This window comes from Pseudoxanthomonas sacheonensis (assembly GCF_031455975.1).
In the GTDB taxonomy this organism is placed as follows: Bacteria; Pseudomonadota; Gammaproteobacteria; order Xanthomonadales; family Xanthomonadaceae; genus Pseudoxanthomonas_A; species Pseudoxanthomonas_A sacheonensis_A.
This window is the reverse complement of sequence record NZ_JAVDTT010000002.1, coordinates 15,471-37,869: the sequence shown is the minus strand read 5'-3', so window position 1 is coordinate 37,869 and position 22,399 is coordinate 15,471. Positions and strand designations below refer to the sequence as shown.

General features: G+C 62.5%; 20 protein-coding genes, 1 tRNA gene and 1 pseudogene. 18 read left to right on the top strand and 4 right to left on the bottom strand.

Features of this window, described 5'->3' with window-relative positions; all coding sequences use genetic code 11:
* The first annotated feature begins 21 nt into the window (after positions 1–21).
* Both J2W94_RS07335 and J2W94_RS07330 read left to right on the top strand, forming a co-directional pair.
* Positions 22–375, top strand: coding sequence for an FKBP-type peptidyl-prolyl cis-trans isomerase (locus J2W94_RS07335; protein ID WP_310091733.1), 354 nt, complete (start codon positions 22–24; stop codon positions 373–375).
* A gap of 64 nt (positions 376–439) precedes the next feature.
* Positions 440–528: transfer RNA gene (locus J2W94_RS07330), tRNA-Ala, on the top strand.
* Between the two features lie 130 nt (positions 529–658).
* Here J2W94_RS07330 and J2W94_RS07325 read toward each other — a convergent pair.
* Complete coding sequence (locus J2W94_RS07325; protein ID WP_310091729.1) at positions 659–3,844, bottom strand: TonB-dependent receptor domain-containing protein; 3,186 nt, start codon at positions 3,842–3,844, stop codon at positions 659–661.
* A 430-nt stretch (positions 3,845–4,274) separates the two neighbouring features.
* Between J2W94_RS07325 and J2W94_RS07320 the strand changes: the two genes are divergently transcribed.
* The 5 genes from J2W94_RS07320 to J2W94_RS07300 all read left to right on the top strand — a co-directional run bounded on the left by J2W94_RS07320 (position 4,275) and on the right by J2W94_RS07300 (position 7,489).
* Complete coding sequence (locus J2W94_RS07320) at positions 4,275–5,306, top strand: NADP-dependent oxidoreductase (RefSeq protein WP_310091726.1); 1,032 nt, start codon at positions 4,275–4,277, stop codon at positions 5,304–5,306.
* Positions 5,307–5,594: 288 nt separating this feature from the next.
* The gene (locus tag J2W94_RS07315) at positions 5,595–6,143 is read left to right on the top strand and encodes a hypothetical protein (RefSeq protein ID WP_310091724.1); all 549 of its coding nucleotides are present in this window, start codon (positions 5,595–5,597) and stop codon (positions 6,141–6,143) included.
* A gap of 80 nt (positions 6,144–6,223) precedes the next feature.
* Positions 6,224–6,619 (top strand): RidA family protein, encoded by a 396-nt coding sequence (locus J2W94_RS07310; RefSeq protein ID WP_310091722.1) that lies wholly within the window; start codon positions 6,224–6,226, stop codon positions 6,617–6,619.
* Between the two features lie 115 nt (positions 6,620–6,734).
* Positions 6,735–7,046 (top strand): hypothetical protein, encoded by a 312-nt coding sequence (locus J2W94_RS07305; protein ID WP_310091720.1) that lies wholly within the window; start codon positions 6,735–6,737, stop codon positions 7,044–7,046.
* Positions 7,047–7,171: 125 nt separating this feature from the next.
* Positions 7,172–7,489 carry a hypothetical protein gene (locus J2W94_RS07300; protein ID WP_310091718.1) on the top strand — a complete coding sequence of 106 codons (318 nt, stop codon included), beginning with the start codon at positions 7,172–7,174 and terminating at the stop codon, positions 7,487–7,489.
* 181 nt (positions 7,490–7,670) lie between these two features.
* Here J2W94_RS07300 and J2W94_RS07295 read toward each other — a convergent pair whose 3' ends face one another.
* The gene (locus tag J2W94_RS07295) at positions 7,671–9,125 is read right to left on the bottom strand and encodes a M20/M25/M40 family metallo-hydrolase (RefSeq protein ID WP_310091715.1); all 1,455 of its coding nucleotides are present in this window, start codon (positions 9,123–9,125) and stop codon (positions 7,671–7,673) included.
* Positions 9,126–9,487: 362 nt separating this feature from the next.
* Here J2W94_RS07295 and J2W94_RS07290 point away from each other — a divergent pair, with 362 nt between their 5' ends.
* The 5 genes from J2W94_RS07290 (at position 9,488) to J2W94_RS07270 (ending at position 14,962) form a co-directional block, all read left to right on the top strand.
* Entirely contained in the window at positions 9,488–10,903 is a 1,416-nt protein-coding gene (locus tag J2W94_RS07290; RefSeq protein ID WP_310091711.1) for a M64 family metallopeptidase, read from the top strand.
* 412 nt (positions 10,904–11,315) lie between these two features.
* On the top strand, positions 11,316–12,251 hold the full coding sequence (locus tag J2W94_RS07285) for a YwqG family protein (RefSeq protein WP_310091708.1): 936 nt from the start codon (positions 11,316–11,318) through the stop codon (positions 12,249–12,251).
* A gap of 171 nt (positions 12,252–12,422) precedes the next feature.
* Complete coding sequence (locus tag J2W94_RS07280; protein ID WP_310091706.1) at positions 12,423–12,863, top strand: hypothetical protein; 441 nt, start codon at positions 12,423–12,425, stop codon at positions 12,861–12,863.
* 71 nt (positions 12,864–12,934) lie between these two features.
* Positions 12,935–13,939, top strand: a complete 1,005-nt coding sequence (locus J2W94_RS07275) for a hypothetical protein (RefSeq protein ID WP_310091703.1) — start codon at positions 12,935–12,937, stop codon at positions 13,937–13,939.
* Positions 13,940–14,137: 198 nt separating this feature from the next.
* The gene (locus J2W94_RS07270; protein WP_310091700.1) at positions 14,138–14,962 is read left to right on the top strand and encodes a type II toxin-antitoxin system RelE/ParE family toxin; all 825 of its coding nucleotides are present in this window, start codon (positions 14,138–14,140) and stop codon (positions 14,960–14,962) included.
* A gap of 37 nt (positions 14,963–14,999) precedes the next feature.
* Here J2W94_RS07270 and J2W94_RS07265 read toward each other — a convergent pair whose 3' ends face one another.
* Positions 15,000–15,479 carry a VOC family protein gene (locus J2W94_RS07265; protein ID WP_310091697.1) on the bottom strand — a complete coding sequence of 160 codons (480 nt, stop codon included), beginning with the start codon at positions 15,477–15,479 and terminating at the stop codon, positions 15,000–15,002.
* A gap of 268 nt (positions 15,480–15,747) precedes the next feature.
* Here J2W94_RS07265 and J2W94_RS07260 point away from each other — a divergent pair, with 268 nt between their 5' ends.
* Both J2W94_RS07260 and trmY read left to right on the top strand, forming a co-directional pair.
* On the top strand, positions 15,748–16,572 hold the full coding sequence (locus J2W94_RS07260; protein ID WP_310091696.1) for a tetratricopeptide repeat protein: 825 nt from the start codon (positions 15,748–15,750) through the stop codon (positions 16,570–16,572).
* A gap of 75 nt (positions 16,573–16,647) precedes the next feature.
* Entirely contained in the window at positions 16,648–17,244 is a 597-nt protein-coding gene (gene trmY / locus J2W94_RS07255) for a tRNA (pseudouridine(54)-N(1))-methyltransferase TrmY (protein ID WP_310091693.1), read from the top strand.
* 110 nt (positions 17,245–17,354) lie between these two features.
* Here trmY and J2W94_RS07250 read toward each other — a convergent pair whose 3' ends face one another.
* Positions 17,355–18,287 (bottom strand): winged helix-turn-helix domain-containing protein, encoded by a 933-nt coding sequence (locus J2W94_RS07250; protein WP_310091690.1) that lies wholly within the window; start codon positions 18,285–18,287, stop codon positions 17,355–17,357.
* Positions 18,288–18,417: 130 nt separating this feature from the next.
* On the opposite strand from J2W94_RS07250, the gene J2W94_RS07245 reads away from it, so the two are divergent.
* The 4 genes and pseudogenes from J2W94_RS07245 (at position 18,418) to J2W94_RS07230 (ending at position 22,297) form a co-directional block, all read left to right on the top strand.
* Positions 18,418–19,719, top strand: coding sequence for an SGNH/GDSL hydrolase family protein (locus J2W94_RS07245; protein ID WP_310091685.1), 1,302 nt, complete (start codon positions 18,418–18,420; stop codon positions 19,717–19,719).
* Positions 19,720–19,819: 100 nt separating this feature from the next.
* Positions 19,820–20,023: pseudogene (locus tag J2W94_RS07240) on the top strand (family 16 glycoside hydrolase); the annotation flags it as partial.
* Between the two features lie 10 nt (positions 20,024–20,033).
* Positions 20,034–21,725 (top strand): GMC family oxidoreductase, encoded by a 1,692-nt coding sequence (locus J2W94_RS07235; protein ID WP_310091682.1) that lies wholly within the window; start codon positions 20,034–20,036, stop codon positions 21,723–21,725.
* Positions 21,726–21,751: 26 nt separating this feature from the next.
* Positions 21,752–22,297, top strand: a complete 546-nt coding sequence (locus J2W94_RS07230; RefSeq protein WP_310091679.1) for a gluconate 2-dehydrogenase subunit 3 family protein — start codon at positions 21,752–21,754, stop codon at positions 22,295–22,297.
* Positions 22,298–22,399 lie beyond the last annotated feature (102 nt).

Sequence of the window (22,399 nt, the reverse complement as noted above, 5' to 3'; positions counted from 1 at the left end):
AATCCCAACAAGAGAAATCCCATGGCATTCACCACCACAGCTTCCGGCCTGCAGTTTGAAGACACCGTCGTCGGCACCGGCGCCGAGGCCGCGCCTGGCCGCAACGTCACCGTGCACTACACCGGCTGGCTCTACGAGAACGACGCGCAGGGAGCCAAATTCGATTCCAGCAAGGATCGTGACGAACCCTTCATATTTCCGCTGGGCGCCGGCATGGTCATCAAGGGATGGGACGAAGGCGTGCAGGGCATGAAGGAAGGAGGCCAGCGCACGCTGATCATCCCCGCCAACCTTGGCTACGGCGCGCGCGGCGCCGGTGGCGTCATCCCGCCCCATGCCACGCTGAAGTTCGAAGTCGAACTGCTGGGGGCCTGACCCGCTGACCCTGTTTCTAAAACGATGGCGGCTGACCACACCGGCTGCCCTCTAAGCTATCCAGGCCAACGTGACGGAATTAGGTAGACGTACCGCCACAGCGGTCCTGCGAGCGTCGCTTGTGAGGTGCAGGTTCAACCCCTGCCGTTGGCAATCTGGAACTGGGTAGCCAGCGAAGCGCACCCGCTTCCGGAAAACGGACTGCCGCCCAAGGGCGGCAGTCCAATTGCTTGACGCGCATGGCATTGCGTCGGTTGCGTCAGGTTCCCGCGGCGATGCCCACTCAGTAGTCGTAGGTGACAGACAGGCGCGCATAACGCGGCGTCTGGTACGCGACCGGCTGATTCCACAGCGGGTTCACCGTTAGGTCGGGCAACTGCGAGAACGGATAGATGTTGGTCGCGGTGTCCTCGTTGGTGATGTTGAACACGTTGAGGTTGAAGGCGAGCTTGCCCTTGGCGAAACCCGGCTTGTAGGTCACGCCCAGGTCGATCTGGTTCACCCAGCCCAGGCGGCCTTGCGAACCTGGGGGCGAAGGTTCGAGGTTTCCGGTCGCCGCGTTGTAGCAGTAGTGATACGGACCCCCAGTGACTGCGCTGCCGCCGTAACCGGCCGGATCGCTGCCCGTGAACTCGGTACCGCCGTATGAGCCCAGGCAGTTCTTCGGCGCGCCGGAAATCATGCTCAGGTTGCCGGAAACGCCCCACTCCTCGGTCAACTGGTAGTAGCCGTACAGCTTGAACTGGTGGCGATGGTCGTTGGACTGGTCGCCATTGAAGTGCTCCATCAGTGCCGCGTGGTCCCAACTCTGCGTGGTCGAAACCGACGCCTGACCCTGATAGCTGCCCAGCGCGCCGCCGGTGCGCCACAGATCCGAACGCAACTGGCCTTCGGTAGTGCCGTAGCTGTGCGACCACACATAGTTGAGCTTGGTGTACCACTTGCCGTCGAACGGACGCTCCAGGTTGAATTCGACCGCCGAATAATTGCGCTTGAATTCCGGGAACCCGGCCGCTTCGCGGGTCACCAGTACTTCGTGGAGCTGGCCGTCCGTACCAATCACGCCCCAAACGTTGTCCTGGCCGGGGTTGATCAGCGCGGCGCCGGAAACCCTTGAGAAGTCGATCGTCACTCCCTGCGCGGCGGCGGCCTCGATCAGCGCCTCATTCGACACGTCGTAGTTCTGGTCGTCGATACCGGCGTTCAGGCGGCGGTGCGTGCCGCGCACACCCAGCACCCAGCCGCTTTCCAGTTCCTTGGTGAAGCCGAGGATGATTTCATCCTGGTTCTCGCCCTCGATGTCGCGGGCCACAGCGGTGCGCACGTCCGCGATGCGGCCGAAGCGCGAGTTGGCCGACACGGCGGATCCCAACTGCTCGGAAATGATCGGCGTGCCGTCGGCATTGATTCCGCTGTAGGTGTAGTAGGTGCTGGTGCTGATCGCCGGGGTGAATAGACCCACTGGCGCCAGCGGCAGGCCGAGGTAATAACGGCCGATGTTGCCGAAGACCTTGAGGCTGGAATCGCCATTCACGTCCCAGCTGAAGCCGATGCGCGGCGCCCACGCGTCGCCTACGTCGATGTAGGCCTCGCCGAACGGTGTGTAGTTGGTGAACTCGTCCTTGCGCAGGCCCAGGCTGAGCAGCAGGTTGTCGGTGACCTGCCACTTGTCCTCGATGTAGTAAGCCTTCTGCTTGGCTTCGTAGGAATACAGGCTGGTGTCGATGTTCCTGACGACGTAGTAGCCCGACGCGCCATAGGTGGGATCCACCAGCGCCGGGCTGGGCGCTCCTACGCCGCCGTCCTCGTTCGCGGCTTGGCTGATCAGGCCACCGGTCAACAGGCCATACGGATCGGCGGTCCGTCCGTAGGCCCACGAGTAGCCGGGACCGGAACGGACCGAGCCGATGTTGATGCCTTCGGATTTCTGGTTGTCGATGCCGAAGTTGAGGGTGTGGTCGCCGATGCGCCACTCGAGGTTCAGGCGGGTATTGGTCTTCTTGTATTCCCGGTCGGGGTCGGTGATCGACGTGATCAACTGACTGCCCTGGATCGGGGTGGGCGCGTAGGCCGGGTTCTGCAGGGAGGCGTCGGTGATGACAGGGCCGTTGGCCGCGTCGTAGCCGAACGGCGTCAACTTGTCCGGTGTGGATTGCTCGCCGTATAGCGCGGTCACGGTGAAGTCGTTGCCGAAGTGACCGGTGTACTTGGCCGAGTAAAGTGTCGGTCCGGCTTCCTGCGTCGATTCATCGGTCCGATAGGCCAGGCGCTCGCGGTTGAGGTAGTCGTACCGGTAGATCTCGCCCTTGGTTTCATACTCATCGCTGGCGCCAGTGACTTCGAGCAGGTGGTTGTCGGTGATGTACCAGTCCAACTTGGCGTACCAGCGCTGCTGCGTGTAGTCGTAATCCGTCCAGCCGCCGGTCGCGCCATTGCCCGAGTCGCGGTTGGAAAGGATGCGGACGCCATCGGAATCCGCTTGCTCGGCGGCGAGGAAGAAGAACAGCTTGTCCTGCACGATCGGACCGCCGACGTAGGCGCTGTAGGTGGTCGTGCTGGATTCCTGTTCGCTCTGCGGCAGGTAGAGGCCGTTAGCGGCCCTGGCGTAGTTGTAGGCCGTGTTGCTGGTGCTGGAGGTCAGGCTATCCGGACGCCAGTACAGATCCTTCTGCTTGGCCTTCAGGCTATCCGGCTCCCAGATCACCGCTGCGCCGAAGTGCCATTCGTTGCTGCCGCGCTTGCCGACCTGGTTAATGACGCCGCCGTTGGAGCGGCCGTACTGCGCGCCGTAGCCGCCGGTGAAGATTTCCTGCTGGTCGATGGCGCCGTACGGCAGGGTCAGGCCGCCGAGGCTGTTCGCCGCCGTGGTGGTGTTGAAGCCGTTGAGGTAGTACGCGTTTTCCGATGCCGCCGAACCACCGAAGCTTGGCAGCGATCCACCGAGTGGACCGTTGTCGAAGCCGCCGGAATTGTTGACTACGCCGGGGGCCAGCAGGGCGATGGCTTCCGCAGTGCGGCCCAGCGGCAGTTGCGTCAACTGCTCCGAAGTGATGACGGTGCGGGTATCGATCTGCGTTACGTCGATGGGAGCGACGCGAGTCCCTACCACGCTCACCACGCCAAGGGTCTGCACGCCGCCGGCGAACGAGACATCGGTGCTGGCGCCGACGGTGATGCCGATGTTTTCGCGAGTCTCGAGCACCGCTTCGCCCTGCTTGACGGTCACCTTATAGGTGCCCAGCGGCAGATTGCCGATGGCATAACGACCGCGATCGTCGACCGCCACCTCGCGGCTCAAACCGCTGTTGTTTTCGATCAGGACGGTCTTGCCGGCGGCATCGGCGACACTGCCGGAAATACCGCCGGTGGTGGATTGCGCGAATGCCGAGCCACTGGCCAGAACTAAGGCCAAGGCCAGGACGGATTTGGACAAGCGTACTTTTGCAATACGACGTGGATGCTTCTTCATGTTGCCGACTCCTGGGTGGGGGGAAGCTACTGCGGGGCGCTGTTACACGCCGCCGATTCGCCGACCCCCTTCCTGGCCGGTTTTCTGCGATTTCTAAAGATTTCTAAATTTGTCGACTGCGAACAGCCCCGATCAAATATAAATTTATCGTAAGGCTGCTGTAATAAACATACGAGCCGTTCCCATAATGCAATGCCATAAGCGATCACTCCGTTCTGACTGCCGTCGGCGAGGTCGGCCGGCATACTGCTCCGGCGCTGGAGGCGACCGACGATTCCTTTCATCCACCACTTCTCGTGAGCGCCCAATGCAGAAAACGTATTTGACGATCGCTGCGATGCTGTTCGCTGCGTCCCTCGGCAGCCCGGTCGCGACCCTTGCTTGAAGCGGTCTCGTCGTCGCAGCCACTCCCAGATAGGCATCTTGTCTAGTGAACGATCTCGTCAATACCCGCGTCGTCCTGGCCTCACGCCCCCGCGGCGAACCAGAGGCTGCCAACTTCCGTCTCGAGCGCGTGCCGGTGCCGACACCCGGGTTCGGTCAGGTGCTGGTGCGCAATCATTACCTGTCGCTGGATCCGTACATGCGCGGTCGCATGGACGAAGGACGTTCGTACGCACCGCCAGTGGCGATCGACGATGTCATGGAGGGACGCACTGTTTCCGAGGTGCTGGTCTCCAATCATCCCAGCGTCGCCGTCGGCGACTTCGTGCAGGCCACCGGCGGCTGGCAGACCTTCGCCGTAGTTGAAGGCGATACGCTGACTCGCAAGTTGGAGGAGAGCGGGCTACCGCTTAGCACCGCGCTGGGCGTATACGGCATGCCCGGCTTCACGGCCTATGCGGGCCTGCATGAGATCGGCAAGCCGCAACCCGGTGAAACCTTGGTGGTTGCCGCCGCCAGTGGTCCGGTCGGCGCCACTGTCGGCCAGATCGCCAAGATGCGGGGCGCACGCACGATCGGTATCGCCGGTGGCGAGCATAAGCGCAAGTATTTGGACAGCATCGGTTTCGACATCGCGCTCGACCATCGTGCCGAGGATTTCGCCGAGCAGCTGCGTGCGGCGGTCCCGAACGGAATCGACGTGTACTTCGAGAACGTCGGCGGCAAGGTATTCGATGCGGTGGTTCCGCTGCTCAATGATTTCGCGCGCGTCCCGGTATGCGGCACCATCGCCACCTACAACGCCCGCGGCCAAGTGTTGCCCGGACCGGATCGTCTGCCCGGATTCCTCAGCCAGATCCTGCGCCAGCGCTTGACTGTACGCGGCTTCATCCAGCGCGACTTCATCCACCTGTTTCCTCAGTTCCTCAACGAGATGGGCCAGTGGCTCAAGGAAGGCCGCATCCACTATCGCGAAGACATCGTCGGAGGACTGGAGAATGCGCCGGAAGCGTTCTTTGGTTTGCTCAAAGGGCGCAACTTCGGCAAGCTGGTGGTGAAGCTGATTGAGGATTTCTAGTACCTGCACCTGCTGGCCGAACTCAGCCAACTCGAACACACCAACCCCGACCACCTCATCCTGCCCCGCGCCGGCCTGGCCCACTGCTTCACCCAGCTGGCCGAAGCTGCCGACCAGATCGTGGTCACCGCCAGCTTCCGGCCAGGGTAACGCGCGTCAGGCTGAGGTACTCTGATCCCGTTTCCAAAACAATGGCGGCTGACCACACCGGCCGCTGCCTAGTCATTCAAGCCGAACCCGCTTCGCAGGTCGGCTCAATTCAGGCGTTAGGCCAGCAAGCGCACATCTATGAGTTCTTGGGAAACAGCACTGCCGATCGCCGACGTCGTACCGCAAGCCAATTTGTCTGGTCGTCCCGCATTTTTTCCTGTTTCGGTTACAAAATTGGCCGTAATGTCGGTGTGCACATTTGGCCTGTATCAGATTTACTGGTTCTACCAAAACTGGCGCCTGGTGAAGAGCCGAGATCAGTCGCGCATTTCTCCTCCGTGGCGCTCGGTTCTTGGCCTATTGTTTTGCTATCCGCTGTTCCGCCGAGTTCGATCCATGGCCCAGCGACAGGCGATTGCGATGCCATCTGCGGCGTTACTGTTCGCCGCATGGGTTGTGGCGACCCTACTGAGCTACTTGCCTCCCCCTTATCTGCTCTTATCGTTCGGCTCAGTAATATTCATGCTCCCAATCCAACGAGCCGCCAATCGCATCAACGCGCACGTCGCCCCTCAGCATGATCCGAACCGTCGATTTGGTGCTTTGAACATCGTAACAGTGCTAGTTGGCGGCCTACTCGCTATCTTGAGTGTGATTGGTGCCTTTATTGAATCGACGCAGGCATAACAGTTCAATCAAACCGACGCCACTTCGCGGGTCGGCTTAATTCAGATGTTAGACCGTTCTTATTTTTTTCGGAGATCTCCATGCGTAAGCTTGTTTCCAGTGGTAGTCCATTTGAGCCAAAGATCGGCATGTCTCGGGCAGTGCGAGTCGGAGCGATCGTCGCGATTGCCGGAACCGCCCCTATTCTGGAAGGTAAAACCGCTGGTATAGGGGACCCTGCCGCTCAAGCGAGGCGCTGTCTGGAGATTATTGCCGCCGCACTACAGGATGCTGGCAGCTCATTGAGTCAAGTGGTGCGCACCCGGATTCTTCTCACCAACATCGACGATTGGGAGGCTGTCGCTGCAGTCCATGGTGAGTACTTTCGAGACATTCGTCCGGTTAATACAACCATGCAAGTATCGCGTTTCATTAACCCAGATTGGTTAGTCGAGATAGAGGCTGATGCTGTTATCCATGACGACGGAGCGGCCTAACAGTTCATTCAAGCCGAACTCACATCAGGGCGGCGCCTAAGTGCACGTCCTCGGCTATATTCGCACCCAGTCGCCGCCCTGATGTGGGCCGGCTCAATTCAGTCGTTAGACGCCCATGAATGAATGGATCGAAATTCAGCCGGAGGAGGGATGGGCGAGTTTTGCCAGAGCAGATGAGTTGTCGGATGCCCTGTGGGAAGGCGTATCCGAGCGTAAAGGCAAATGGCATTACATGAACCTGTTCGCAGGAAACTCCGTTTGGGAATCCAGCTCGGACGGTAGCGCTATCTGGATGTGTTACGCAGACGGAGCGGACGGCAAACCGGGGAACGGCTCACTTATCGAACTGAAAATCAACGCCGGTGCGGCAGTTGAGTACGCGGCTCCTATCCTTCGCAGATTCGGGCTAGCGCTCCCCGCCAAGTAGCTTGTGCCGGCGTCTGACCCCTTCATCGAGCGGACGTCCTCCAGCCGGCTTCGCCAGCTTCCAGCCGCCGCTCATGTCAAACAGCTTGCGTAAACTCAATCGCTCCGTTCCAAGGGACCCGGTTCATGACACTACTTGAAGCGATTCAAAGAGACATCGAAGAGGCACCCACAATCATGTGTCTCTCCGATGAGCAGGAATTCTGCCGCCGGCTCATGGAAATACCGGAAGCCAATCTACTTGAGCAGGGGGAGCGGGTAGGAATCATCCTAGATCGGCTGCATGAGTCCCACACCTCAGTGGTATTCGAAGTTACTTCAGAGAATGACTTCCGGTTTTTTGGGGATTGGGCTCGTGCATTCGCCGGCCAGTTCCCAGACTTTCCTCAGTCGGCCGCACTGGTCGCACTAGCGGACAACCTGGAAAGCCCATTTTCGATGTGACTCGGCCAATGCAACCTAACCTTTCAGCCGAGAGGACGTCACCCGGCGAGCTGGGCGCCGCCTCTCATCTAAAACGTTAGCCAGCGCACGCGGGGGAGCAAAGCTCCGCGTGTCCCCGGGTGCAGCCCCGTATCAAGTACGGCGCAGGCCTTTTGGCCTTACCCAGGCTACTTGCGCTTACTTAATTTTCTCGAAAAACTGGCGCCGGGCCGCCGGTGACTCTGACCTGCGCGGTCTTGGCGGTTTCGCCGAGGTAGGCCAGTGCGAACTGCGCGAATTTGACGCTGTTCTGCGCCGATTCGCCCATCGTCGCCAGCGTGTCGCTGGTGGTGTGGATGTAGGGGAAGTCACCGTTCGGGTCGCCGGCCTCGAACATCATCGCGGCCGGATAGCCGGCGTTCGTCCACGAGGCGTGATCGGAGCAGGCGTAACCGCAAGTTACGCTGCCGCGCGTGAGACCTTTAGGCGCCAGGTAGGTATCGAACAGGGTGATGGAGAAGTTCTTCAGAGCGGCGTTGGAGTAGTCGGCGATCAGATTCATGTCCGGTACCGCGCCGGATTTGTAATTGGTCATGTCCAGCTGCAGCACGCCGACGACATTGACCCCGCTGCTGCGGAAGGACTGGGCGATGGCGTTGGAGCCGCGCAGGCCGACTTCCTCTGCGGCATAGCCCATGAACTTCACCGTGCGCCGCGGCCGCCAGCCTTCGGACAGGGCGATGCGCAGTGTTTCGGTCAGCGTGGCGATGCCCGACGCGTCGTCGTCGGCGCCCGGCGCAATCTGGTTGGGATCGGTGCGGTTGTTGGCGTTGATCGAATCCAGATGCGCGCCCAACACCACTACTTCATTGGGCAGATCCCAGCCCTGGATGGTGAGGATCACCGAGGGCTGTGTGGAGCAGTTCGTGCAGGCGGTGAACAGCTCGGTGGTGACGTAACTGCGGCCGGCCGCCAGCGATTGCCAGTGGGTGCGGATCCATTCGGCCGACGTCTTGCCGAAACTGCTGGCGTAGTAGCGGTTGCGATAGCTCGAGAGGTAGTTGATGACGTCGTAGATGCGGCGTTCCTCCACCTGCGGCAACCAGCGGCCCACGGTGGCCTGATTGTCGAGCGTGTAGCTGGCGAGCAGCGATTTGGTCATCGCCTGCCGCGAGCGATCCGCGCGCACGAAGGCCTCGGCCTGCGCGCGGCTGGGAAACGCGAAGTAGCCGCCACAGCGGCGCTCGCTGACATGCACGTAGCGGCTGATCTCGCCGAGGCGATCGGCTCTGATTTCGGAAATCACCAACGGCATGCCGATGCTGTCGCGCCGCGCGACCGCATCACGGGCCAGGTCGCGGATACCCTGGTAGGTGTCGCGTGAGGTCACGATGTACACCGGCGCGAACGGGTCGGTCTGCGACCACGGCGCCGTCGCCGTCGGCGGGGCGACCGTGCCGTCCGTCCAGGCGGCACGCAGGCGCGACGCTTCGGCCGCATTCGCAACGCGCTGTGCGTTCAGTCGGGCCGCGTGAGGTGAGGAAAGTGTGCGGACGGCGGGCGCTTGCCCCGCGCGCATATTGTCCGACCGCAACATCACGCTGCTGACCAGTATGCCGAGCAGTAGCGTCGTCGGGCTCAGGAACAACGGTTTCATCGTGGCATCCCCCGGATGATCGCTTGCGGCTTTTCTGCTGCCACGCTACCACTTTTACGGCCGGTCCAGATTGCACGGATTGCTTGTTGAATCCGCACTGGCATCAAGAGCTAGAAGGGAGCTAGAAGGGACGGAGGCAATTAAGCGAGTTAGCCAGCATAGTCCGGGTAAGCGAATCGCATCCGCGGCGCTTTAGACTGAAACTCCGCGTGCCCCGGGAGCGGTCCCGTATCAAGTACCGGGAAGGCTCTTTGGCCTTTCCCGGGCTACTTGCTGAGTTACTCTGACCCTACTTCACCAGCAAGCCGTGCTGAGCCGGCACGCGTGAATCTGTTTCCTTCCCAAGCCTCGAGAGTCCATCCATGCGCCTGCTCATCTGCCTCCTCATGGCCGCAATGGCCACCGGCACCACGTACGCCGCGACGCCACGCACCCTGCGCGTGGACATCCAGCATTCGGGCGATGCCAAAGTCGAGCGCTACGCGCTGGAGCGGGTGGTGCTGGAGCCGTTGGCATGGGCCGGCAATCCGGCGCGCCCGCTCGACGACAGCAATCGCGGGGCGCAGAAATTCGAAGTGGCCGACGTCGCCAGCGGCAAGCTGCTGTACTCGCGCGGATATTCCACCGTGTTCGGCGAGTGGTACACCACGGCGGAGGGCGAGGGCGCCCAGCGCAGCTTCCAGGAATCGTTGCGCTTCCCGATGCCCGACAAACCGGTCAAGCTCACCATCTTCGCGCGCGATGCGGCGAACGCGTTCGCGCCGTCGTGGTCGATGGTGATCGACCCGGCATCGCTGGAGATCGAGCGCGTAGTGCTGCCGTTGCCCACCGCACCCATCGCGATCCGCCACAGCGGCGACCCCGCGTACAAGGTCGACTTGCTGCTGCTCGGCGACGGCTACACGGTGGAGGAGATGGGCAAGTTCGAGGCGCGCGCCCGTGCGTTGACGGCGCACCTGTTCAGCGTGTCGCCGTTCAAGGAACGCGCCTCCGACTTCAACGTCTGGGCGCTGGCGGTGCCGGTGCCAGAATCCGGCATCAGCCGTCCGTCCAGTGGCGTGCAGCGAGCCTCCAGCACCGGCGCGCGCTACGACGTGTTCGGCCTGGAGCGCTACCTCCTGACCTTGGACAACCGCGCATTCCGCGAGCTGGCGCAACACGCGCCGTACGACGTGGTCGAGATCGTGGTCAACAGCGAAACCTACGGCGGTGGCGGCATCTTCGGGCAATTCAGCACGGTCGCGGCCGACAACACGTTCCGCGATCACCTGTTCGTGCACGAATTCGGCCACCATTTCGCCGGCCTGGCCGACGAGTACTACACCTCGCCGGTGGCGTACGCGTCGATGGACAAGCCCGCGGTGGAACCCTGGGAGCCGAACGTGACCGCGCTGCTAGATCCCAGCGGGCCGAAGTGGTCCCACGGTGCGTCGTCGCCGGTGCCGCTGCCCACGCCGTGGCCGAAAGCGGAGTTCGAGGCCCGCCAGCGCGACGTGCAGGCCCGGCGCGCCAAGTTGCGCGCGGAACAGCGCCCGGAAACGGAGATGGATGCGCTGCTCAACGCATCGCAGGCGGACACCGATGCGCTGTTCGCCCATGCGCAGTACCGCGATGTGGTCGGCGCGTTCCAGGGCGCCAATTATTCCGCGACCGGCTACTACCGCCCGCAACTGCAATGCATGATGTTCACCCGTGCGGAGGCGTTCTGCGAGGTCTGCCGCAATGCCATCGAGCAGATCATCGACCTGTACAGCGCGGGACAACCGAGGGTTCCGTAGGATGGATTGAGGGCTCGGGCCCAGCCTACGCGCTTTTTTTGACACGTCTATGGATTGATCGGAACCGTCTTAACATGGCAAGTTAAGGCTGCCAACCGGCCTGCACCTCGCATGTGACCTTCGATGATCCGATACGAAATAATGATGGACGAGAGACACTTGGCGGTAGCGTTGAACCGCCGGCGCAGGTTGGGTCTGGGTCGCTATATTCGTGGCGTTGCGAAGGTGATCTGCCTCATCGGCCTGCTGCTCCTGCTTGTGGCCTTTATTCTTGCGCGCCGGAAGCAAAAATGAAGTCATCGAACTACTGAAGAAGCACAATCGGGACTATTCGTAGAAAGCCCGCGTAAGGTGGAACCCGTGGAGTGGAATCCTGATTGTTGCGGTCCTTACGAATGATGGGGAGGGAGAGATGAAAATGGGATGGATCGTCGTAGGGATAATCGCGCTGCTAGTCGCGGGCGTTCTTGTTTTCGGCCGCGGCATCACAGCGCGCGGCACGGGGACGGGCAAGGCCATGCAGGGTAGGGCAGCGAATGCCGGCGACGTAGACCTTTTCCTTGAACCCTACCGCACGCAACTGGAGGCCAGCCGGCGGCCGCTCGCCAGGATTTCGCTGGAGCCGATGGCCCAGGACGACCCGCGCGCTAGCAAGGTAGGTGGCCGCCCGTACTGGCAGGAAGGGAAGTCGGTGCCGACAGGAGACGACGGAAGGCCGCTGTACCTGTTGGCGCAGATCAACTTCTCCGAGGTCCCCCGGACGCTTGCCGGCTATCCTTCGCAAGGTCTCCTGCAGTTCTTCATCGCCGATAACGACCACTACGGCGCCGATTTCGAAAGCGGCCCCGGCCCCGAGGTCTTGAGCGTCCAACGCGGCTTCCGCGTGGTGTACTGGCCCGACATCGCCGCCGAACCGGCCGATATCCCCGTACCGTCGCAGTTCCACCAGTCGCCGATGCTGCCGCACGACCCCGCGCGGCCGCGACGCATGCGTTTCGAGACGGACGAAGAGAGCTTGAGCGTCAGCGACTACCGTTTCGACAAGCTGCTGGGCGGAAACGCGTATGCCGCCGTCGAAGCGTTCGCGGCAACCCGGAAGCTGGATGCCGACAACCTGTTCGACGCCCTGTGGCAACGCAATTCGGGCAGCGGCCACAAGCTGGGCGGATATCCCTACTTCACCCAAGAGGATCCGCGGACCCAAGGCCCGATGGAGCTGTTGCTGCAGTTGGACTCGGACGACGAGATGATGTGGGGCGACGTGGGCGTGGGCGGCTTCTTCATCGCGCCGGAGGATCTGGCCAAGGCCGACTTCAGCCGGGTGATGTATACCTGGGATTGTCACTGAGGGCTGTGGGCTGGGTTGGCCTCATCAACCCGATGCTCTTGATCGGTTGTCCCAGTATGCCGGGTTGGAAATAATTCTAGTTGAAACCGGAATCCGCTTGCGATGAGTACACCTGGCAATCCGTTTGAACCACCGATATCGTCAGTCGGTGCAAGCCAGAAAATGAGTCGAGTGAAGAAATTCGCGCTCGCTGTCCTCGCCTCGATGATAGGCAGCGGGCTGGTACTCGCGCTGATCGTGGCTATAGCGATACTCCCCGACTTGATCGACTCGCATGAAAGACCGAGGAACGTATCGAACGAGGTGGAAAACCCGCCCGGTTTGCAGATTGTTCAGCACGCCCGTGTCCTGGAGACCGACCAGTTCACTGTGCAGGGCGTAGTCCAGAACCAGGGCGCCACCGAGTGGGCCGAGGCGGTCATCGAGATGACCGTCAATGTGGCAGACAAGAAAGTGAACAAGTGCCAAGACATGATTTTCGAAAACATGCGGCCCGGGAGCCGGCACGCATTCCAGATCAAATGCAAGGAAACGACCGGCATCAGTCTTCCCGAAGACACCCGCTACGATGTTTCGATAACATCCGCGCGCAAGCGAACCAAGGTCCCATAGACTCCGTAGGATAGGTTGAGCAAAGCGATACCCATCGTTAGGATGTGGTCGGGAACGGGGGTTCTGACGGCATGATCAAAAAATTGGCTCGCCTATTCGGTCGCGCACCGGAGTCCGCCCCTGTCCCGAACACGTTGCCGCGCCTTGCGGTCGACATGCACTGGTTCGACGGCACCCAGTTGCCGATCCCCGATTGGCAACGCATCGGCGAAGCGGAACCGAAAGATCTTGGCGACGAGCGGGCGCACGCCTACTGGACTTCGGCTGCCCAGAATTGGCTTGAGGCCTGCGTCGACCAACTTGGCGAGGGATACCGCGTCACCGAGTCGAGGGACTTCCTGCTGATGTCCACGCTGGAAGAGCGGCCCGCACAGGTTTTCCTCAACACCTGCCAGCGCATGCTGGCGCGCATTTCCCGCAACCTGGGTCCGCTGTCGAACGACAATGGCTGGGGCAAGCATGTGGTGATGGTGTACGAGCACTCTGACGACTATTACGCCTACGTTTCCCACTACTACCCGGAAGACGGCGAGTACGCCATGTCGTCGGGCATGTTCATCCAAGCCGGCTACGGCCACTTCGTCATGCCACTGGAGATCATCGACAGTATGGAGCCGGTGATCGCCCATGAACTGACCCACTGCCTGCTGACCCACCTGCCCATTCCTGCGTGGCTTAACGAAGGCCTTGCGGTGAACACTGAGCACACGCTGTTCCCGCAAATCGCCGCGCCAGGCGCGCAGCTCTATTTCCCGCACGAAATAGCCGCCCAGCACGATGCCTACTGGAACGAGGACAGCATTCAGGCCTTCTGGTCAGGCAAGTCTTTCCTGCACGTCGACGACGGCAACCGCCTGTCCTACGACTTGGCCAAAAAGATCACTGCGCTCGCCGCACGGGACGAGCCCGCGTTCCGCGCTTTCGTGGCCCATGCGCACATGCAGGATGGCGGACTGAACGCCGAGCATCATCTAGGCTTTCCCATCGCCCATCTTGTCGAAGCCGTGCTGGGTGAAGGAAATTGGCAACCCCGACCGGAGTCCTGGAGCGGAGGCGTCGAGCGGGGACAGTTCTGACAACCCCTGAACGAACTGGATTGGGGGCATGGCATCGTGGATGACCGGCTTCGTTGTTAAGAGCCGACCGCATACCTGTCGCGTGGCATAACGGGAGTGGCTCGCTCCGACCCCCGACGCGTTACGATGCCGCACCCCACCGATCGCACGCCGTAGATTCCGCATGAAGTTCCCCACCCCCGCCGCACCTCCGGCGGCATGAGCAAGGCGTCGAGCCCAGCGGATTCCCGGGCCGAAGACCGGATCGAACGCTTGCAGCACTGGATCGCCGTGCTCCTGAGCGCGCTGCTGCATCTGCTGTTGCTGCTCCTGGCGATGTTGTTGTCTCCCCCGATCACCATGGCGCCGCCGCAAGGCGCCGATGCCGGCAGCAGGATGGCCGTGAACTTCATCGGCGACACGCCACCGCAACCCACGGACGCGCCACCGGCCGTCAAGCCCGCGCCGCGTAAACCCACGAAGCCACGCAAGGCCTCGCGCGTCCAGTCCACGCTGGTCACGCGTGCCGACGACCCGGTGCCGTATGTCGTCCCGGACGAAGCCGCGCAGGACAGCGCACAGGCGCCCGCCGCATCGGCGCCGACAGCGCCTCCAACGCCACCGCGACGCCCGCATATCTGGGGACAGCCGCCGGGCATGCTTCCGGAAGAGACCGCCCCCGAAAATGCGGGGTTGGCCAGGAGCCCTGCCACCGACCGCGGCCGCGGCAACGAGGCTTCCGCTGCGGTCGCCAGCCTGGAAGTGGGCGGCTATCAGGTCTACTACGACCTGCGCGCCGAACCCCGCCTGCGCGCCTGGCGCGACCAGGGCATGACGGAGATCTTTCTTCTACTGCCGGGCACACGGCGCTACATGGTGTGCCCGCTGGAAACCGCGCTCAGGCGCGAATCCGGCCCATGTCGCCTGCTCGAACCGAACTCGCCGGAACTGGCGGCCATCGGCGACGCACGCGACGTTATCGACATGCAACGGGTCTACCGGCAAGGGGAACTGGTCTGGAGCGGCCCGGGCCCTTACCGATAGCCAGCCTACGCGCTTGTTTCGGGATCAACGCAGAGCATCAGCCACGCCGTGCCGCTTCGATGGCGGCGATATCGATCTTGCGCATGCCCATCATGGCGTCGAACACGCGTTTGGCGGCCGCGGGGTCGGAGCCGGTCATCGCGTCGGTCAGTGCGCGCGGCGTGATCTGCCACGAAAGGCCCCACTTGTCCTTGCACCAACCGCAGGCGCTTTCCTGGCCGCCATTGCCGACGATCGCGTTCCACAGGCGATCCGTTTCGGCCTGGTCGTCGGTCGCCACCTGGAACGAAAACGCCTCGCTATGCTTGAATGCCGGCCCGCCGTTCAAACCGAGGCATGGCACTCCCAGCACCGTGAAATCGACCGTGAGCACGTCGCCTTCCTTGCCCGAAGGAAAGTCGCCCGGCGCGCGATGGACCGCGCCCACCGCGCTGTCGGGGAAAGTTTCGGCGTAGAACGTCGCGGCATCCAGCGCGGTGCCGTCGTACCACAGGCAGATCGTGTTCTTGCTGACCATTTGGCTACTCCCGGAAGGTGACTGGTAGGGATCAAAGTGTCCGATCACTTTTACATCTTGTCTGTTAGGGAAGCTTGAAGGCTTATAGGACCGCAGGCTGGATCGGCCTCACCAATCCAGCGGTCTTGATCGGTTGTCCTGGCTTGCTGGATGGAGACAGCGTAGGACGGAACCCGCGAAGCGGATGATCCGCTCCGCACTTGCTCCGCTCCTTGCGCCTAGTGTCGATTTCGGCTCGAATGGGCGCTCGATCATTTGGGGAAATGAAATGCGCAATGTCGTGTTGTTCTCGGTCTTGCTGCTGCCCGCATGCGGTGCGTTCGGCACGTCCCCGCGTACGGCGGAGTTGACTGCATGCAGTCGTCCGGAACATTCCGTGGATGCCGCCATTTCAGTCTGTACCCAATTGCTCAAGGACAAGACATTGTCCCGCGAGGAACGCGTGTTCGTGTACTTCTCACGGGCGCGGGCAGCCATGAACAAGCAGGACATGGCGGGCGCGCTGCGCGATCTGGACGAATCCATCAAGCTGGACCCGTCGCAAGCCGTCAGTTTTGCTTCGCGCGGGATAGTGCGGGGGACTATGGGAAACCTGGAATCAGCCATCAGCGACTTCAGCCGTGCGATCGAGCTGGACCCGAACGATTGGGTATCCTTCCAGAATCGCGCCAAGGCCTATTCGGATGGCGGCGATCAGAAACGCGCCATCGAGGATTACTCGCGCGTCATCGAGATGGGAAGCGACGGCCCTATTCCCCGCAACGGACGTTGCTGGTCGCTCGCGGTGCTTGGTCGCGACCTGGCGGCGGCGAAAAAAGACTGCGAGGAGGCGGTTCGGTTGGCGCCGAAAGACGGAAACAACCTTAATAGCCTGGCATTCGTCCGCTTCCGCAGCGGCGATTACGCGGGTGCTGTCGAGGACTACACCAAGTCACTGTCGCTCAATCCCGACGCCGGGTCGTCGTACTACATGCGTGGCCGCGCCAAAGCGAAGATCAACGATCCAACGGCATCAGACGATATCGCCAAGGGCGCCGGTTACGAGGCCGGAGTCGCGAAACGATATGCGGGATATGGCATCGAGCCCCTATAACGGGCATAAGGCGGGTTGAACAGGGGCCTCAGGACCTACGCGCTTTCACGCTGCAACGAATCGGTCAGGACACACATGCGAACCTTTGTACTAAGAGCGCGGGCGGCACCGACGGACAGCCAGAAGCTGTTGGCTTCCGTCGGCAAAGAGGCCCACACCGAAATCCTGGCGCATACGCTGATGAACGCGATCTTCGTGGCCCAGTCGCATCGCGCCGACGTGACGGTCTACCTGGTGCTGGAAAGCACCCAGGATTTCTCCCGCACGATCCGATTCGAAGTCAACGCCATGCATGACATCGGCGGCTTCGACGAGCGCGCGCTGCTGGGCAAGGTCGCGCAGGCGCTGGATGCTTCAAGAGGGGTGGGCAAGGAAGAGACGCGACCGGTGGAATCGGGCGTGACCGTGCGCACCTTGAGCTTCGAGCGGCTGGTGCAGGAGCTGGCCGAAGATCACCAACTGTTCGTGATGGACAGGAAAGGCACTCCGATTCGCGAGCAATCGTTCCAGGACAATCCCTGCTTCCTGCTGACCGACCATATCCCGATGCCGAAGAAGATCTTCCCCAGCCTCGAACGCATGGGCGCGAAGATAATCTCGCTCGGGCCGAAAATGCTGTTCGCCTCGCAATGTGTCGTATTGATCCACTACGAGCTGGACCAGGGTCCGTAGCTAACCTAGCCCGGTAGGAGGTTGGCTTGACCCGCGTGACCACGCCGGCGCACAGCGTGGTCTGTCCTGTTGCCGGACTCGGGTTGAAGGCCAAGCCACTACCCCGATACTCAGTCCGTCAAACGCGCCAGCGCTGCTGCGACTTCGTCGGCGATGTCGCCCTGCACCGCCAACTTGTCGTTCAAAGGCCGGTCGTAGGTTTCCGACCAGACCACGAATCCGCTGTCGGCACGCACCAGTCGCGCCGACACGCGCAGCGCGACATCCGATTTGCGCACGCTGCCGTCCAGGATGTAGGTCACGCCCAGGGAATGGGCGATATCGGCCACCGCCATCTGCTTGTCCTTGAAATAGAACGTAGCGGTGGGCGCCGACACCTGCAAGCCATGGATCTTGCTCAGCTTGCCGATCAGTTCCTCGGTCATGCCGTCCGCGAAGGGCTCCTCGTTCATGGCATCGGTCAGATCCAGGAACGGCAACACGGCGATGGATTTCGGAGCTGGCGCCATCGTGGTCACAACCGGCGCGGATTTTCCCGCCTGAGTGGCGGCCTGGTGGTCGACGAGCAGGTAGGAAATCGCGCCGGCGACGATGATCAGCGCGACGCCGACCAGCAGTGCGCGCGCCGCCGGACGCGGACTGGTTCTTGGGACAGCGTCGCGCGACAGTCCTGAGGCTCCGCCGCTTGCCGCCAATGCAGGAACGCGCAGGGCGGTGGCTGCATCGACCGCCGCGATCAACCGGTAGCCGAGCCGCGGCACCGTCGCGATGTAAGTAGGGCGCTTGGGGTCGTCGCCGAGCAAGCGGCGCAATGAGGTGATCGCTTGGTAGACGGAATCCGACGTGACGATCACGCCCGGCCAGACCTGCTCCAGCAACTCATCGACGCCGACGACTTCGCCGGCGCGTTCGGCTAGGCACAGCAGCAACCGCATCGAGCGCGCTTCCACCCGGATGCTTTCTCCGCCGCGGGAGATCTGTCCCGATACCGGATCGACATCCCAGTCGCCGATGCGAAGCGCGGTCGCAGGTGTTCTATTCAAGGCGTCGTCCCGGTGGTGATGCGTGTTCTTCAGGAATTTTCAGGTTGTTTCAGCGCGGGTTTCAGGACTTTCCGGACCCGTGGCGGGCATGGTACCCCGCCGCCCGCATTCGCCGGGCCAAGGAGCGACCATGACACGTTGGAGATTGAAACGGACCGCCGCAGGTTTGCTGTTCTGCGGAATGACGGCGACGGCGTTTGCTGCGTTTGCAAGGGAGGACTCGGATGTCGTCGCCAGCGGCCCGCATTGGGTTTCCGCCTGGAGCGCCGTACCCGTTGCCGCCGGTCCGGCATTGGAAACACAGACAGTGCGCCAGATTGTCCGCTCCAGTATCGGCGGTTCGAGCGTGCGCCTCCGCCTCTCCAACCTGTTCGGCAGCATGCCTTTGACGATCGGTCCGGTACGCGTGGCCCGGTACGCCGGTGGACCGGCGATCAAGCCGAGGAGCGATCAGGCGGCCAGCTTCGATGGCATGGCGACGGTGACCATTCCCCCGGGAGGCGATGCGATCAGCGATGCGATCGCATTGCCGGTGTCCGCGCTAGAGGAGCTCGCGGTGAGTCTTTACCTGCCCGAGAGCACTACGGCGTCGACCGTGCACCAGGTCGGCAACCAGGCCGTATTCCTGGCGACCGGCGACGCTACGGCGTCTATCGAATTCGTTCCCGAGGGTGAAGCCGACGACACCCGCTACTTCCTGACCGATGTGGAAGTGGCAGCCGTTCCCGCCGCGCGGGTCATCGTCGCCCTGGGCGATTCCATCACCGACGGTGTCGGTTCCACCGAGAATCGGAACAGACGCTGGCCGGATGCGCTGGCGGAGCGCCTGCAGGCCGATCCGGCGCTGGCCAGGATCGCGGTGGTCAATTCGGGCATCGCCGGTAACCGCATCGTCAACGATGCGGTTGCACCCTACCGGGGACCGAGCACGCTTTCGCGCTTCGAACGCGATGTTCTGGACAAGCCCGGCGTGCGCTGGGTGCTGCTGTTGCAGGGCGGCAACGACATTTCCGCTTCCGATGTACTGGCAGCGCCCGAGCAGAAAGTCTCCGCGCAGCAAATCATCGACGGCATGAAAACGTTGATTGTCCGTGCGCATGCCAAGGGCATCGAGATCTGGGGCGCTACCGTGTTGCCCCGGGGCGGAACGACTTTTCCGGCGCCTCCCACCGCTACGGCAGAGGCCAAGCGCGAAGTAATCAACGCATGGATCCGCGGTTCCGGCGCTTTCGATGCGGTGATCGATTTCGACAAGGTGATGCGCGATCCTATGCATCCGGATCGCCTGCTGCCCGCCTACGACAGTGGCGATCATCTGCATCCCAACGACATCGGTTACCAGGCGATGGCGGCAGCGATCGATACGCGGTTGTTTGCCCGGGGCCTTGGAGAAACAGGGCGAAGCAGGGAGGAGAGTACGTTTTCCAAGTAAGAAAGGTACTCTGACCCCGTTTTCTGCCGTTTTCTGACCCCGTTTTCACGCAGTTTTCCGATTTCGTTGCGCCCAGCGAAGACGCGGGCAAGCCTCGAACGAATGGCAGTCACTGGACATCACGCTGATCGGGCGTAGGATCACCGTCGTGGTCAACGACGAGACGGTGATCTGTGATCAGGAAATTCCCGGCATCACTGGCGGCGCGCTGGACAGCGACGAAGGCGCTCCCGGCGCTCTGCTGCTGCAGGGCGATCACGGCGCGGTCGAATTCCGCAACCTCCTCCTGACGCCCGCGCGCTGATGCCCACGCGATGAGCGCCGCGACCGACGACACCACCTTCGACGCCATCGTCATCGGCTCCGGTATTTCCGGCGGCTGGGCGGCCAAGGAGTTGTGCGAGAAGGGGCTGAAAACGCTGGTGCTGGAGCGCGGCCGCAACGTCGCCCACATCAAGGATTACCCCACCGCCAACCTGGCGCCCTGGGAGCTGCCGCACCGCGGCGTCATGCCGCGCGAGCTGGCCGAAGCCAACCCGATCATGAGCAAGATCGCCGGCGAGGACAACGCGCACTTCTTCATCAAGGACAATGAACACCCCTACGTGCAGGAACGGCCGTTCGACTGGCTGCGCGGCTATCAGGTCGGCGGCCGCTCGCTGGTCTGGGGACGCGGCTGCCAGCGCTGGAGCAAGTACGAATTCAGCGCGCCCGAGCGCCAGGGCTACGGCATCAACTGGCCGATCGGTTACGACGACATCGCCCTGTGGTATTCGCATGTCGAGCGCTTCATCGGAGTGACCGGCACGCGCGACGGGCTGGAAGCGATGCCCGATGGCGAGTTCCAACCGCCGTTCGAAATGACCTGCGTAGAAAAGCACCTCAGCGACAGCATCCGCACGCACTACGGCAACCGCTATGTGGTGCACGGTCGCTTCGCCCACCTCACCCAACCGTTGGAAATCCATGCCCAGCAGGGCCGCGGCTCGTGCATGGCGCGCAATCTGTGCATGCGCGGTTGTCCCTACGGCGGCTACTTCAGCTCCAACTCGTCCACGCTGCCCTGGGCGGAGAAGACCGGCAACCTGACCCTGCGCTCCCACGCGGTGGTGCATTCCATCCTTTACGACGAGGCCAAGGGCAGAGCGACCGGCGTGCGCGTGATCGACGCGAATACCCACGCCGTCACCGAATACCGCGCCCGCATCATCTTCGCGAACGCGTCGGCGCTGAACACCACGCTGATCCTGCTCAACTCGGTTTCGTCGCGCTTTCCGCACGGGCTGGGCAACGACAACGGACTGCTCGGCAAGTACGTCGCCTTCCAGAACTACCGCGCCTCCGGCGGCGGCAAGTTCGATGGCTTCGAGGATCGCTATCACTACGGCCGCAGGCCGTCGGAGTGCATCATCCCCAATTTCCGCAACCTCGGCGAACAGGACATGGATTTCGTCGGTGGCTACACCACTTTCACCGGCGCGTCCCGCACGCGCGGCGAGGTCACGTCCGCACGCATCGGCGGCACGTATAAGGACGCGCAGGCGCAGCCGGGGCCATGGGAGATCTATATGTATCTGCAGGGCGAGACGATTCCCAAGGAAGCCAACCACGTCCGCCTGCACGAGACGCAAAAGGATCAGTGGGGCATCCCGCTGCTGGTCACCTCGGTGGGATACGACGACAACGACGAGCGCATGATCCGCGACTGGCGCACGCAGGCCGAGGCCATGCTGGAAGTCGCCGGCTGTCGCGACATCAAGACGGTCGACAACAGCTGGTCCCCGGGGCGCGATATCCACGAGATGGGCGGCTGCCGCATGGGCAGCGATCCCAAGACCTCGCTGCTCAACCGCTGGAACCAGCTGCACGCGTGCCCCAACGTCTTCGTCACCGACGGCGCCTGCATGACCTCCACCGGCAACCAGACTCCTTCGCTGCTGTACATGGCGCTGACGGCACGCGCGGCCAATCATGCGGTCGAGGAATTGGGGAGACAGAACCTGTGAGCGATCGGAGGCCTCCGATAGTTCCGATGACACGGCGCGAAGCGTTGAAGACGGCATCGGCCCTGCTAGGCGGCGCGCTGCTCGCACCCGCCGTGCTAACCGGTTGCAAGCCCGAAGACCAGAAGGCGGCTCCGAAAGGTCTGCGCCTGGACGACGAAGCCCTGCTGGGCCACATCGCCGACACGCTGCTGCCGACCACCGCCGCCTCGCCGGGCGCAGCGGCGGCCGGCGTGGGCGCGACGATGTTCCTGCTGCTCAGCGAATGCCAGTCAGCAGAAGCGCAACAGCGCGTCGCCAACGGGTTGCTGGAATTGCGGGCCACTTGCCGTGCCCGCGGCGTCGCCAGCTTCGATGCGATGACGCAGACGCAGCGGGAACAGTTGCTCGGCGAGATCGACACCGCCGCGCAGCAAGCGGGCGACACGCACTGGTTCGCAGTCGCGCGCGGGCTGGCGCTGCACGCCTACTTCACGTCGGAAATCGGGATGACGCAGGCGACGCGGTTCGTGCTTGTTCCGGGGCGGTGGGAGGGATGTATTCCGCTGGAACCTGGGCAGCCGGCGTGGGGGTGACGGACAGCGTTCTAAAGAATGTAGTCAGAGTACTTTTGATAGGAAACGTATTCTGCCTCTATTCTCGGAGGCAGCGGTGTGATGCGATGCCTGCGATGGATC

Coding starts and splice junctions, on each gene's coding strand:
- J2W94_RS07335 (WP_310091733.1), top strand. CDS start 22: ATGGCATTCACCACCACAGCTTCCGGCCTGCAGTTTGAAGACACCGTC.
- J2W94_RS07325 (WP_310091729.1), bottom strand. CDS start 3,844: ATGAAGAAGCATCCACGTCGTATTGCAAAAGTACGCTTGTCCAAATCC.
- J2W94_RS07315 (WP_310091724.1), top strand. CDS start 5,595: ATGAGTTCTTGGGAAACAGCACTGCCGATCGCCGACGTCGTACCGCAA.
- J2W94_RS07310 (WP_310091722.1), top strand. CDS start 6,224: ATGCGTAAGCTTGTTTCCAGTGGTAGTCCATTTGAGCCAAAGATCGGC.
- J2W94_RS07305 (WP_310091720.1), top strand. CDS start 6,735: ATGAATGAATGGATCGAAATTCAGCCGGAGGAGGGATGGGCGAGTTTT.
- J2W94_RS07300 (WP_310091718.1), top strand. CDS start 7,172: ATGACACTACTTGAAGCGATTCAAAGAGACATCGAAGAGGCACCCACA.
- J2W94_RS07295 (WP_310091715.1), bottom strand. CDS start 9,125: ATGAAACCGTTGTTCCTGAGCCCGACGACGCTACTGCTCGGCATACTG.
- J2W94_RS07290 (WP_310091711.1), top strand. CDS start 9,488: ATGCGCCTGCTCATCTGCCTCCTCATGGCCGCAATGGCCACCGGCACC.
- J2W94_RS07285 (WP_310091708.1), top strand. CDS start 11,316: ATGAAAATGGGATGGATCGTCGTAGGGATAATCGCGCTGCTAGTCGCG.
- J2W94_RS07275 (WP_310091703.1), top strand. CDS start 12,935: ATGATCAAAAAATTGGCTCGCCTATTCGGTCGCGCACCGGAGTCCGCC.
- J2W94_RS07270 (WP_310091700.1), top strand. CDS start 14,138: ATGAGCAAGGCGTCGAGCCCAGCGGATTCCCGGGCCGAAGACCGGATC.
- J2W94_RS07265 (WP_310091697.1), bottom strand. CDS start 15,479: ATGGTCAGCAAGAACACGATCTGCCTGTGGTACGACGGCACCGCGCTG.
- J2W94_RS07260 (WP_310091696.1), top strand. CDS start 15,748: ATGCGCAATGTCGTGTTGTTCTCGGTCTTGCTGCTGCCCGCATGCGGT.
- trmY (WP_310091693.1), top strand. CDS start 16,648: ATGCGAACCTTTGTACTAAGAGCGCGGGCGGCACCGACGGACAGCCAG.
- J2W94_RS07245 (WP_310091685.1), top strand. CDS start 18,418: ATGACACGTTGGAGATTGAAACGGACCGCCGCAGGTTTGCTGTTCTGC.
- J2W94_RS07235 (WP_310091682.1), top strand. CDS start 20,034: ATGAGCGCCGCGACCGACGACACCACCTTCGACGCCATCGTCATCGGC.
- J2W94_RS07230 (WP_310091679.1), top strand. CDS start 21,752: ATGACACGGCGCGAAGCGTTGAAGACGGCATCGGCCCTGCTAGGCGGC.